This window comes from Uniformispora flossi (assembly GCF_049534875.1).
Classification (GTDB): Bacteria; Actinomycetota; Actinomycetes; order Streptomycetales; family Streptomycetaceae; genus Yinghuangia; species Yinghuangia aomiensis.
The window spans coordinates 26,158-38,114 of record NZ_JBMULZ010000006.1 but is presented as its reverse complement, the minus strand read 5'-3'; the positions used below and the strand labels follow the sequence as shown (position 1 = coordinate 38,114).

Below are 11,957 nucleotides of genomic sequence, written 5' to 3'. Positions count from 1 at the left end.
GGCTCAGTAGGCGTGGAACCCGCGGCCGCTCTTGCGGCCGATGAGCCCGGCTTCGACCATGCGGAGGAGCAGCGGCGGCGGCGCGTACAGGGGCTCCTTGAATTCCGCGTACATCGACTCGGCGATCGCGTTGAGCGTGTCGAGGCCGATGAGGTCGGCGAGGCGCAGCGGGCCGAGCGGGTGGGCGCAGCCGAGCACCATGCCGTTGTCGATGTCCTCGGCGGACGCGAACCCGGACTCCAGCATCCGCACCGCGGACAGCAGGTAGGGGACGAGCAGCGCGTTGACGACGAAGCCGGCCCGGTCCTGCGAGCGGATCACCGTCTTGCCGAGCAGCGCGGTGGCGAACTCCTCGACGCGCCGCGTGGTTTCGTCGGAGGTGACGAGCGAGGGGATGACCTCGACCAGGCGCTGCACGGGGACCGGGTTGAAGAAGTGCATGCCGGCGACGTGCTCGGGGCGCCGGGTCGCGGTGCCGAGCTTCATGATCGGGATCGACGAGGTGTTCGACGCGAGGACCGCTTCCGGGTCGGTGACGACGCGGTCGAGTTCGGTGAAGATGCCGAGCTTGACGTCCTCGTTCTCGGACGCCGCCTCGATCACCAGCGTGCGGTCCGCGAAGTCGGCGAGCGACGTGGTGAAGCGGATGGCATCGAGTGCCTTGGCCCGCTCGGGCTCGTCGATCTTGCCCGCCTTCACCGCGCGGTCGAGCGATTTGGCGATCCGTTTGCGGCCCTGCTCGGCGGTGTCCGGGCTGGTCTCGCACACCATCACGTCCAGGCCGGCGCGGGCGCAGACCTCGGCGATTCCGGCGCCCATCTGGCCGCCGCCGACCACGCCGATCCGGCGCAGGGAGGTCGTCATGAAGCTTCCTCACTCCAGGTGTGCCCGCGGCCCCTTGTGGGGGAGCGGACACGCGGTGGTGCACGGAACATGGCCGTGCGGAACACGCGTAGGGAACTGAGTTCCCTACTGTAAGGGTATCGAGTGTCATTCGGCTAGGCTGGGGCCCATGACCAAAGTGCCGATGCGCGACGCCCTGATCGAGGCGGCGTTCGCGCTGTTCCCGGACCGCGGCTACGACGGCACGACGGTCGACGACATCGTGGCCCGGGCCGGCGTCGGGCGGCGCTCGTTCTTCCGCTACTTCCCGACGAAGGAAGACGTGGTCTTCCCCGACCACGAGCACTCGCTCACCGAGATGCGGGAGTTCCTCGAAGCGGCCCGCGACGACGAGGACCCGATCGCCAAGGTCTGCGACGCCGCCCGCATGGTCCTCGGGCTCTACGCCGACAAACCCGCGTTCTCCGTCCAGCGCTACCGCATGACCCGCCAGGTCCCCGGACTGCGCGCCTACGAGCTCTCCGTCGTCCGCCGCTACCAGCAGGCCCTCGCCACCTACCTGCGCGCCCGCTTCGCCGGCTCCCCGCAGAGCACCCTGCGCGCCGACGTCATCTCCGCCTCCGTGGTCGCCGCGCACAACCACGCCCTGCGCTCCTGGCTGCGCGCCGACGGCGACGGCGACGTGTGGGCCGCCGTCGACGAAGCCCTCGACCTGGTCCGCAGCGCCTGGCACCCGGACGGCTCCCCGGCCGGCGCCGCGGCCCCCGAACCCGACGACGTCGTGGTGTTCGTGGCCCGCCGCAGCACCCCGATGTGGCGCGTCGTGCGCGACGTCGAGGCCGCGCTCACCCCCGCGGGCCGCGCCGAAGAATCCGGGCAGGCCGCGGACTTGGCCGATAGGACGGCCTAGCGGGCACGCCGCTCGCGGTACGCCGGTCACGCGACCTCCGCCGGGTGGGAACCCGCCGCGGATACCCGTGTCGACCGGCGCATAACCCGCGCGTCGGCGGCCCCGCGGAGGGACCGCCGACGCCGCGCATGCTCAGGTCGGCTCAGTGCACCTGCCGGTCGTGCCCCGCCCAGTACGGCTCGCGCAGCTTGAACTTCTGCAGCTTGCCCGTCGCCGTGCGCGGCAGACTCTCCGCGAAGTCCACCCGCTTGGGGCACTTGTAGCCCGCGAGCCGGGTGCGGCAGTGTGCGATCAGCTCCTCCGCCGTCACCCCCGAGCCGTCGGTGACGACCAGGGCGGTCACCAGCTCGCCCCACTTCTCGTCCGGCGTGCCGATCACCGCGACCTCCCGGATCGCCGGATGCGACATCAGGGCGTCCTCGACCTCGATCGACGACACGTTCTCGCCGCCCGAGATGATGACGTCCTTCTTCCGGTCCGAGATCACGACATAGCCCTCGTCGTCGACGTAGCCGCCGTCACCGGTGCGGAACCAGCCGCCGGCCTGCGCCTTGGCGGTCTCCTCCGGCTGGTCCCAGTAGCCGTCGAGGTTGTGGTTCGACGCCGTCAGCACCTCGCCGTCCACGTCGACGTCGACCCGGACGCCGAGCGCCGGGACGCCCGCGCGGCTGAGCCGCCGGGCCCGCTCGGTGCTGTCGAGGCCGTCCCATTCGGCGCGCATCCGGTTGACGGTGACCACGGGGGACGTCTCGGTGAGGCCGTAGATCTGCATGAACTCCCAGCCGAGATCGTCGAGAATCCGCTGGATCGTGCGGGTCGGCGGCGGGGCGCCCGCGCAGATGACACGCACCCGGTCGCGGCCGGGGATCTCGCCGTCCCAGTGCGGCGCGGCGTCCAGCACGGCGTTGACCACGGCGGGCGCGGCGCACATGAGGGTGACGCCGTGCTCCTCGACGCGGCGCAGGATCTCCGTGCCGTCGACCTGGCGGAGCACGATGTGGCGGCCGCCGAGGCCGGTGACGCCGTAGGGCATGCCCCAGCCGTTGGCGTGGAACATCGGCAGCGTGTGCAGGTACACGTCCCGGTCGCCGACGCCCGCGTGCAGGGCGAAGACCGTGGCGTTGAGCCACAGCTTCCGGTGCGTGAGCTGCACGCCCTTCGGGCGGGCGGTCGTTCCCGAGGTGTAGTTGATCGTCGCGGTCGCGGCCTCGTCGGGTGCGTCCCACGGGCGCGGCTCGACGCCGTGGAGGTAGAGCGCGTCGTCGTCGCCGAGCACGAACTTGTGCGGGACGTCGAGGCCGTCGAGGACGCCCGCACACGACGGGTCCGCGTAGACGACCTCGGCGCCGCTGTGCCGCACGATGTAGTCGATCTCCGGCGTGGTCAGCCGGAAGTTCACCGGAACGAGGACGCGGCCCCAGCCGGACACGCCGAAGAACGACGTGAACAGCCGCGCCGAGTTCTGCGAGATCACCGCGACCCGGCCGCCGGCCGGCACCCCGAGCCGGTCCAGCCGGGCGGCCTGTGCGCGGGCGAGCGCGGCAACGTCGCGGTAGGTGGGGGAGCCGAGCGGCGTCGCGGGCTGGTCCGGCTCGTCGACGACGGCGATCCGGTCCGGGAACACGCGCTCCGCGCGGTCCAGGAAGTCCCGAACGGTCAGCGGGTAGTACACGGCAGCACCTCCGGCATGGGGCGGGTCGTCGAAGTAAAGCCGAGGGGCAGGGGGTGGGGCCAGAACCCGGTGCGTGTGTCCTGCGGAGTCGTTCGGGTGGGAGAGGCGCGCGGGACGGCTCGGGACGGGGTCGCGGGACGGTGTGACGGAAAACCTGTTGCGGAGCGGATCGCTCCGTCTTAGTTTAACGGAGTGATCTACTCCGATAGGGGGCTCCCATGCACACCGTCGCGCGTATGCACGCCGTCGCCTTCACCGACTTCGGCCCGCCCGACGTCCTCCGCCCGGTCGACCTGCCGGTCCCGCACGTCGACCCCGTCGCCGACCCGACCGCGGTGCGCGTCGCGGTGCGCGCCGCCGGGGTGATGCCGTTCGATACCGGCGTACGCGCCGGCGAGTTTCCCCGAAGTCTCACCCCCGGCCTGCCGGAGCATCCGGTGGTGCCGGGCAACGAGTTCGCGGGGGTCGTCGACGAAGCCGGGCCGGACAGCGGATTCGCGGCCGGCGACGAGGTGTTCGGGTTCACGACGCTCGGCGCGTATGCCGAGTACGTGGTCGTCCCCTCCGCCAACCTCGCCCGCAAACCCGCCGCCATGCCGTGGACGGTCGCCGCCGCCCTCCCGGGCAACGGTCAAGGCGCGCACATGGCGCTGCGCGAGCTGAACGTCGGACCCGGTGACACCGTCCTGATCCACGCCGCCGCGGGCGGCCTCGGCACGCTGGCCGTGCAGATCGCGCGGGCGTGGGGCGCCGCGACGGTGATCGGCACCGCCGGCGAGGCCAACCACGACTACCTGCGCGAGCTGGGCGCCACCCCGGTCCGCTACGGTCCCGGACTGATCGAGCGGGTGCGTGCCGCGGCGCCGGACGGTGTGGACGCGGTCCTCGACGGCGCCGGACGCGAGGCCCTGCTGGCATCGGTGGAAGTGGTCCGGGACCGCGATCGGATCGTCACGATGATCGACGACGCCGCCGCACGCGAACTCGGACTGCGCGAATGGACGCCCAGCCGCGACGCCCGCCGGCTCGTCGACCTCGCCGACCTGTGGAGTCGGGGGGAACTGCGTGTGCACTTCCGCGCGGTCCTCCCGCTCGCGGACGCCGCGGACGCGCACCGGCTCGTGGAACGCGGGCACGGCCGCGGCAAGGTCGTGCTGACCGTGGACGCTTCGTGAACGGCCGCGAGCTGTTCCGGGACCGGCGGTTCGCGATCCTGTTCACCGCGCGCAGCTTCTCGGTCCTGGGCGCGGCTTTCGGACCGGTGGCGCTGGCGTTCGGAGTGCTGGACCTCCCCGGAGCGAACGCCACGACGCTGACGATCGTGCTGGCCGCGCAAGCGGTGCCGGAAGTCGCCCTGATGCTGTTCGGCGGCGTCACCGCCGACCGCATGTCCCGGGCCCGGCTGATGGCGTTCTCCGAAACCCTGTCCGCGGTCTGCTTCTTCGCCATCGCGGCGATGTTCCTGACCGGGCACGCGCCGGTCGTCGCGGTCGCCGGCGCGGCCGCCGGGACGGGCGTGGCACTCGCCCTGTTCTATCCGGCACTGACCGGGCTCGTCCCCGACGTCGTCCCCGAGGAGCACCTGCAGACGGCGAACGGCGTGCTGCGGATCGGCGTCAACGCCGCACGCATGCTCGGGCTGGCGCTGGCCGGTGCCGCGGTCGCGCTGATCGGGCCGGGCTGGGCCCTGGTGCTCAACGGCACGGGATTCGTGGCGTCGGCACTGCTGCTCAAGAGCCTGAAAGTCCCGCCCGCGGCACGCGGTGAAGCCCCCTCGACCCTGCGGGAACTCCGGGAAGGCTGGCAGGAGTTCCGGTCCCGGCAGTGGCTGTGGGTGATCGTGCTGCAGTTCACCTTCGTCATCGCCGGACTGCAGGCGTGCATGGGGGTGCTCGGGCCTGTCGTCGCGAAGGCCGACCTGGGCGGGGCGCCGGCCTGGTCGGCGGTGCTCATCGGCGAAGCGCTGGGCACCTTCGCCGGGGTGTTCCTCGCGATCCGGATCCGGCCCCGGCGGACGCTGTTCGTGGCGACACTCGCGGTGCTGCTCGTGCCGCTGCCGTTCCTGCTCCTCGGCCTGGGGGCGCCACTGGCGGTCGTGGTCGCCGGGGTGTTCGTCACCGGGGCCGCTTTCGACGTGTTCGGCGTGCTGTGGGAGACCACGATGCAGCGGGAGATCCCGCGCGAGGCGCTGTCCCGGGTCAGCGCCTACGACGCGCTCGGATCGTTCATGTTCGGTCCGCTGGGGCTGGTCGCGGCCGCGCCGCTGGCCGACGTCATCGGGGCGCGCGGCGCGCTGGTCGCGTTCTCCGGACTGGTCGTCGCCGCGACGGTCGGCGCCTTGCTGTCGCCCGACGTGCGGCGGGTCCGGGCCGGCGCCCCGCCCGCGGCGGAGTCCGAACCCGGACCCGACGCCGTCCCCGAGCCACGGGGCGGGGGCTCGGACGCCGCGACCGTGCCCCCGCCCCGGGTTCCCGACCTCACTCCGGCCGTTGCAGCCGCGCTGTCACCGCAATCCGGTTCAGCGCATTCGTCACCGCAATCGTCAGGATGAGGTTGCCCAACTGCTGGGGCCCGAACAGGTTTTCCGCCGCGTCATAGACCGCGTCCGGGACACCGTCGGGCCCCAGCCGCGTCACCGCGTCGGCAAGCCCCAGCGCGGCACGCTCCGACGCGGTGAACCGCGTCGACTCGCGCCAGCCCGCCAACTCGTGCAGCCGCTCGGGCGGTTCCCCGAGCCGCTGCGCGTCGGCGGCGTACTCGGCCAGATGCGGGGCACTCCCGTTGAGCTGCGACGTGCGCAACTTGACCAGCACCCGCAGCCGGTCGTCGACCAGACCGTCCCGCCGGATCAGGCTGTCGAGGCGCGCCAGCGCCTGATAGCCCCCGGCCGCGGCGGCGGGGAGGTCGATGCGCTGTCGATACACTGAAGGCTCCTTGCCCTACGGGGGACTTGCCACGGCCGCACCCGCCACTGCCCGGGATATGCAGAGCTCGGCGAGATCGATGACACCCGTGTCCCCATCGCGATGCGCCTCCACCCGGCGGATGAACCAGTCACCCAGCACGGCCCCTTCCGGATCCGCCGGCACGCCGCCGATGATCACCGCCAGCCGGAAAGCCGCCACCTTCGCATCGTCGTGCGCGTCCGACTCCGCACTCGCGCTCGCGCTCATCGCACCCTCTCGAAAGGACCGCGCCCTGGAAAGGCGCTCTTCCTGCCCTCCCACCCTCGGCCCTCGAGCCCCGCACGAACAACGACGAAGATCGCAACGCACATTAAGCCCCGCTAAGCGGTCCCCCGCGAGTCCGCCCGACGCGGACGGTCAGCCCCCGGCGGGCACGGGGATCCGGGACACCTGTCCGTCCCGGCGCAGCATGGCCAGCGCCTCGCGCAGCGTCAGGTTCGCCCGCGCGTGCCACTCGTCCTTGAGGACGGAGTACATGTTGGCGTCCCACCAGTGGCCGTCGCGGAAGTAGACGTGCCGGATCTTGCCGTCGAGTGAACCGCCCGCGGCCAGGAACAGCCGGTTGGCGATGGTGTTCTCCTCGGCGGCCATGCACCAGAAGCGCTCGGCGCCGAGGTCCTCGATCGCCATCCCGAGGACGAGCTGCGTCGTCTCGTAGCCCGCCGCGAGGTTCGCCAGGCCCGGCCGCAGGATGATCGTGTGGCTGTAGACGGCGGAGTACCGGTCGAGTTCGAGGGTCACCGTGCCGACGAGGTAGCCATCCGCGAGCTGGACGATGGCCATGCAGAAACGGACGCGGGCCGGGTCGGCCTGCTCGGCCTCGGCCTGACGCACCAACTCGACAACGGCGTCGTGCGATAGCGCACCCGACGAAGTGCGGCGCATGACATGCGGATCGCCCAGGATCTCGGACAACGCATCGGCATCGGACACGGTGAGTTCGCGCAACGCCAGCGTCGCGCCGGCACGTCGCACTCGGGCAGGGGACAGCACAGAGGATTCCATGAGCGCCGATACTAACTATATGGATGTGATTGACTACAACCCGTGACGATTTTGGGAGAACAGTTCAGCGCCGTCGACGACGCGGCCGCCCCGGACCCCTTCGTGTCCTACCTGGAGCAGGTCGCCGCCCTCCCCGCGATGGCGCAGGCCCGCCACCGCACCTACGACCTGGCGGCCGAAGTCGACGGCCCCGGAGCCGACATCGGATGCGGAACCGGCACCGCCCTCGCCGAGTTGGCCGCCCGCGGCATCTCCGGCACCGGCGTCGACCGGAGCACCGCGATGGTCGATGCGGCCCGGCTGCGCCACCCCGACCTCCCGTTCGCCACCGGCGACGCCCTCGAACTGCCCTTCTCCGACGGCTCGTTGTCCTGGTACCGGGCCGAACGCGTCTACCTGCACCTGGCCGACCCGGCGGCCGCGATCGCCGAAGCCCGGCGCGTCCTGGTTCCCGGCGGGCGCATCGTCCTCGCCGACCCCGACTTCGACTCCGTCGTCCTGACCTGCGGCGACCCGTCCCTCACCCGCACGCTGATCGCCGGCTTCACCGACAGCCTCGCCAACGGACACGCCGGCACCCGCACCATGGCCGACCTCGCCGCCGCCGGGTTCCGCGACATCCGCGTCGACGCCGTCCCGCTCACTTTCACCAGCCTCCCCGTGGCCGAGCCGCTGTGGCTGCTCCCCGCACTCGCACACGCGGCCGCCACCGGCCTCGCCACTGCCGAGCAGACCGCTCGGTGGCATGCCGACCTCCGCGACCGCGCGGACCGCGGCGCGTTCCTCGGCGCCGTGACCTTGTTCGTCACCTCCGCGCGACGCCCGGGCTGATCCGCCGCGGTGGGGATGTCAAGATTCCGCCTGCGGTTCCGACTCACGGGTGAACGGCGTCCCCGAAACGCCGCCGTCGAAGGTCGGGAAGGCAGGAACAGCATGCAGAAGCTGGTGCAGCAGGTCGTGGACGAACTGGTCGAGTCCGGCGCCGAGCTGGGCATCCAGGTCGCGGTGTACCGGCAGGGAGAGCTGGTCGTGGATGCGGTGGCGGGCGTCGCGGATCCGGCGAGCGGGCGGCCGGTCGCCTCGGACACCCCGTTCTTCAGCGCCTCGACCGCCAAGGGGGTGACCGCGACGGTGGCGCACGTCCTCGCCGAGCGCGGCGCGCTGGACTACGACACCCCGATCGTGGAGTTCTGGCCGGAGTTCGGCGCGCACGGCAAGGGCAAGGCGACCGTCCGGCACGCGCTGACCCATTCCGTCGGCGTCCCCGCGCTCCCGGCCGACCTCACCGTGTGGGACCTGGCCGACTGGGAGCGGATGTGCGCCCTGATCGCCGCCGCCGAGCCGTGGTGGGAGCCCGGCACCAAGACCGGCTACCACGCGGTGACCTGGGGCTTCGTCATGGGCGAAATCGTCCGGCGGGCCACCGGGAAGCCGATCGCGCAGGTGCTCGCCGAGGAGGTGGCGAAGCCGCTGGGCATCGGCGGCGAACTGTTCTTCGGCGTACCGGAATCCGAGATGAGCCGGCTCGCCCGGCTCCAGGACGCGCCCGGGACCGCCGCGATGATGGCGGCGATGCCTGCCGACCTCCCGCTGGTCAAGGCCACGCCGCCCGCGCTCACCCCCAGCGCCGACTACGGCAACAACCCGGTCGTGCTGACCGCGGACATCCCCTCGGGCGGCACGATGTCCGCCCGCGCGGTCGCCCGCATGTACGCCGCGCTGCTGGGGGAGGTGGACGGCGTCCGGCTGATCTCCGACGCGCGGCTGCGCACGGCCACCGCGTTGGCCACCGCCGACGTCGACCAGATGGTCGGCTTCCCGGCGCCGCGGGCGCTCGGCTACAACCTCGGCCGCCCGGGCGCCGACCCGCAGCGGACCCTGAGCGTCTTCGGCATGCCCGGCATGGGCGGCAGCACCGCATATGCGGACACCGAGACCGGCGTCGCCTTCGCGCTGACCAAGAACCGGTTCTTCCCCGGACCTTCCGATGCGGTCGACCGGATCGGGGCCTTGGTCGCGGAGGCGGTGGCCGACTGAGGATGGGGCCGGTCGGGTCCGTCGCGCGGCGGACCCGACCGGACGGGGCCTGCGGTCACCCCACGGTCGCCGCCCGCACGCACAGCACGTCCGGCAGGTGCTCGGCAACCCGGTGCCAGTGCGCGCCGCCATCCCGGCCGACGTACACCTCACCCGAGCGCGTCCCGAAGTACACGTTGGCTTCCGGGGTGTCGTCGACCGTCAGCGCGTCCCGCATCACGCCCGTCCAGAACCCGTCCTCCGGAAGCCCGGCGGACAGCGCCTCCCACGTCTCCCCGGCGTCGTCGCTGCGGTACACCCGGCAGCGGCCTTCCGGCGGGAACCGCATCGCGTCCGCGACCAGCGGGAACGCGAACACCGTGTCCGGCGCGTGCGGATGCACCGCGATCGGGAAGCCGAAGTCGCTCGGCAGGCCGTCCGCGATCGACTGCCACGTCGCCCCGCCGTCGTCGCTGCGGTACACGCCGTGGTGGTTCTGCAGGAACAGCCGGTCCGGGCGCGCCGGATGCCGGGCGATCTTGTGCACGCACTGGCCGAACTCCGGATACTCGTCCGGCAGGAAGTACGCCCGGATCCCCGTGTTCGACGCCTGCCACGTGACCCCGCCGTCGTACGTGCGGTACACCCCGCCCGTCGACATCGCCACCGTCATGTCGCCCGGCACCGTCGGATGCGGCAGCACCGTATGGATCGCCATCCCGCCGAACCCCGGCGTCCAGTGCGGCCGATGCGGGTGGTCCCACAACCCGCGGACCAGCGCGAACGACCGGCCGCCGTCGTCCGAGCGGAACAGCGCGGACGGCTCGATCCCGGCATACACGGTGTCCGGCTCGTGCGCCGCGCCCGGCTGCAACTGCCACACCCGCTCCACCGACGCGTCCGCGTCCTTCGGGAACGCCACCACCGCCACCTGCGGTTCGCCCCACGACGCCCCCAAGTCGTCGCTCGCCGCGACCGCGGGCCCGAAATGCTCGCTGGTCACCCCCGCCAGCACCCGCGGCTCCGCCCGCCGCTTGTCGATCAGCACCGAGTACACCCCTGTCATCGGGTGGTGCGGCCCGGTGAAATCCCACGCCCCGCCGCCGTCGGTCGAACGACCGAGCCACAGGCCCTTACGGGTGCCCACGGCGAGGAGGATGGTTTCCGGCATGGCAGCCTCCGAGCGGTTTGCGCGTACAGACGGACCCCCCACACCGTCCGCACGCTACGCCCGATCCGTCGGCAATCAAGCCAATCCACTCCGGTTTCTCTCGAACGAGTGAACGACCAACCGTGCGTGTCGGTGCGCTCCGTCATCATGGCCGCGGCAATCGCGCGTGCGAGCGTGAAGGGGGAAACCGTGCGAACCGTGTTCGACGGCGACGTCGATGTCGCCTACATGTCGATGTACGTCGATGCCCGGGACGATTGGGCCCGATCCCTCGGCAGCGCCGTCGGCGGCCAGGAGAACGGAATCTGCGGCGCCGCCGAGCCCGGGCACCTGCAGCTGATCACCGGCATGCATACCGGCCACGTCCGCCTGACCATCGAAATCCACGACACTGCCCCGGCGTTGGACGACCACTGGGAGGACATCGTCGAGGTGTCCTTCGCCCCGGAAACCGCGACGGTGTCCGTCAACCAGTGGGGCGGCGGCACTCCGTGCGAGTTCGCCCTGGCGGCGGCGCCGCACCGGGTCCGCTACTGCGCCACCGGCATGGATGCGGGCAACGACATGAACGTCTTGCTCAGCGGCGAGCCCCACGTCGACAGCTACTTGCTCCAGTTCTGGCCCGCAGCGGAAGAACCCGACCAGGTGCTCAAGCTGACCAGCAAGCAGGCCGCCTACTGGCACTCCCACGCGCGGTCCCAGCCACCCCCGCCGACCCCCGAAGAACGAGCCGAAGCAGCCCGGCGCGCCGCGGAGGAAGAACGGCAGCGGCAGCGGGAAGCCGCCCGGCGGTACGAGCTCACCGTCTGGGGTGGTCGCGAGCCGTCCGACCGGCTGCGCAACATCCGCGGGAACGTCCACGGGCTGCGGGTCCTCGACGTCCACCTCGTGCACGCGCTCGACGCGGCCGGCCCGGCGGTCCAGCGCCGTATCGCGCGCTGGGCCGCCCGTCGTGCGTTCGAGGCCGCGGGGTTGGCGCAGGTCGACTGGATCGCGCCCGCGCTCGACGCGCTCGATGCGGGGGAACCGCTGCCCGAGCCGTTCGGCGACGGCCGCCGCGCCTTCGACCGCGTGTACGGCGACCCCGGGGTGCCGCGCACCACGGTCGTCATTCCCGCCCTGGCGCCGCGCGAGATCAGCCGTCAAGCGGTGGCCCTGCCGGCGCTCACCGGGGCGGCCGAGCCCGACCCGCTGCAAGCCGCCGTGGACGCGTTGTACGCGGCGGCGTCCAGTTTCGGTTCGGACGGCCGCGGATTCCTCGCCGAAGTCCGGCGGAGGTTTCCGGAACTCGGCGAAGTGCCCGACCCGCCCGACCCGCCGGTGCCGACGGCGCCGCCGGAGATATTCGGTTGGGACTTCACCAGCTGAGGCGGC

Annotated in this window: 12 protein-coding genes; 6 read left to right on the top strand and 6 right to left on the bottom strand. The window is 72.2% G+C overall.

Annotated elements, in window-relative coordinates; all coding sequences use genetic code 11:
• Positions 1 to 3: 3 nt before the first annotated feature.
• Positions 4 to 864, bottom strand: a complete 861-nt coding sequence (locus tag ACPA54_RS15335; protein ID WP_423529974.1) for a 3-hydroxybutyryl-CoA dehydrogenase — start codon at positions 862 to 864, stop codon at positions 4 to 6.
• A gap of 148 nt (positions 865 to 1,012) precedes the next feature.
• On the opposite strand from ACPA54_RS15335, the gene ACPA54_RS15330 reads away from it, so the two are divergent.
• A complete protein-coding gene (locus ACPA54_RS15330; protein WP_423529972.1) occupies positions 1,013 to 1,753 on the top strand; it encodes a TetR family transcriptional regulator in 741 nt (246 codons plus the stop codon).
• A gap of 142 nt (positions 1,754 to 1,895) precedes the next feature.
• Here ACPA54_RS15330 and ACPA54_RS15325 read toward each other — a convergent pair whose 3' ends face one another.
• Complete coding sequence (locus tag ACPA54_RS15325) at positions 1,896 to 3,425, bottom strand: AMP-binding protein (RefSeq protein WP_423529971.1); 1,530 nt, start codon at positions 3,423 to 3,425, stop codon at positions 1,896 to 1,898.
• Positions 3,426 to 3,643: 218 nt separating this feature from the next.
• Here ACPA54_RS15325 and ACPA54_RS15320 point away from each other — a divergent pair, with 218 nt between their 5' ends.
• Both ACPA54_RS15320 and ACPA54_RS15315 read left to right on the top strand, forming a co-directional pair.
• A complete protein-coding gene (locus ACPA54_RS15320; protein WP_423529970.1) occupies positions 3,644 to 4,600 on the top strand; it encodes an NADP-dependent oxidoreductase in 957 nt (318 codons plus the stop codon).
• The gene (locus ACPA54_RS15315; RefSeq protein WP_423529968.1) at positions 4,597 to 5,976 is read left to right on the top strand and encodes an MFS transporter; all 1,380 of its coding nucleotides are present in this window, start codon (positions 4,597 to 4,599) and stop codon (positions 5,974 to 5,976) included. Before ACPA54_RS15320 ends, ACPA54_RS15315 begins: the two co-directional genes overlap by 4 nt.
• Here the strand turns inward: ACPA54_RS15315 and ACPA54_RS15310 are convergent.
• The 3 genes from ACPA54_RS15310 to ACPA54_RS15300 all read right to left on the bottom strand — a co-directional run bounded on the left by ACPA54_RS15310 (position 5,903) and on the right by ACPA54_RS15300 (position 7,396).
• Positions 5,903 to 6,349 carry a carboxymuconolactone decarboxylase family protein gene (locus ACPA54_RS15310; RefSeq protein WP_345676199.1) on the bottom strand — a complete coding sequence of 149 codons (447 nt, stop codon included), beginning with the start codon at positions 6,347 to 6,349 and terminating at the stop codon, positions 5,903 to 5,905. The two genes, ACPA54_RS15315 and ACPA54_RS15310, sit on opposite strands and share 74 nt — an antisense overlap.
• Before the next feature lie 15 nt (positions 6,350 to 6,364).
• Complete coding sequence (locus tag ACPA54_RS15305; RefSeq protein ID WP_345676200.1) at positions 6,365 to 6,598, bottom strand: hypothetical protein; 234 nt, start codon at positions 6,596 to 6,598, stop codon at positions 6,365 to 6,367.
• A gap of 150 nt (positions 6,599 to 6,748) precedes the next feature.
• Positions 6,749 to 7,396, bottom strand: a complete 648-nt coding sequence (locus ACPA54_RS15300; RefSeq protein WP_423529965.1) for a GNAT family N-acetyltransferase — start codon at positions 7,394 to 7,396, stop codon at positions 6,749 to 6,751.
• 42 nt (positions 7,397 to 7,438) lie between these two features.
• On the opposite strand from ACPA54_RS15300, the gene ACPA54_RS15295 reads away from it, so the two are divergent.
• Complete coding sequence (locus ACPA54_RS15295) at positions 7,439 to 8,227, top strand: methyltransferase domain-containing protein (RefSeq protein WP_423529963.1); 789 nt, start codon at positions 7,439 to 7,441, stop codon at positions 8,225 to 8,227.
• A gap of 102 nt (positions 8,228 to 8,329) precedes the next feature.
• Positions 8,330 to 9,433, top strand: a complete 1,104-nt coding sequence (locus ACPA54_RS15290; protein WP_423529961.1) for a serine hydrolase domain-containing protein — start codon at positions 8,330 to 8,332, stop codon at positions 9,431 to 9,433.
• Between the two features lie 55 nt (positions 9,434 to 9,488).
• Here the strand turns inward: ACPA54_RS15290 and ACPA54_RS15285 are convergent, their stop codons facing one another.
• Positions 9,489 to 10,583, bottom strand: coding sequence for a WD40/YVTN/BNR-like repeat-containing protein (locus ACPA54_RS15285; protein WP_423529959.1), 1,095 nt, complete (start codon positions 10,581 to 10,583; stop codon positions 9,489 to 9,491).
• A gap of 189 nt (positions 10,584 to 10,772) precedes the next feature.
• Between ACPA54_RS15285 and ACPA54_RS15280 the strand changes: the two genes are divergently transcribed.
• Positions 10,773 to 11,951, top strand: a complete 1,179-nt coding sequence (locus ACPA54_RS15280; protein WP_423529957.1) for a hypothetical protein — start codon at positions 10,773 to 10,775, stop codon at positions 11,949 to 11,951.
• The last annotated feature ends 6 nt before the right edge of the window (positions 11,952 to 11,957 follow it).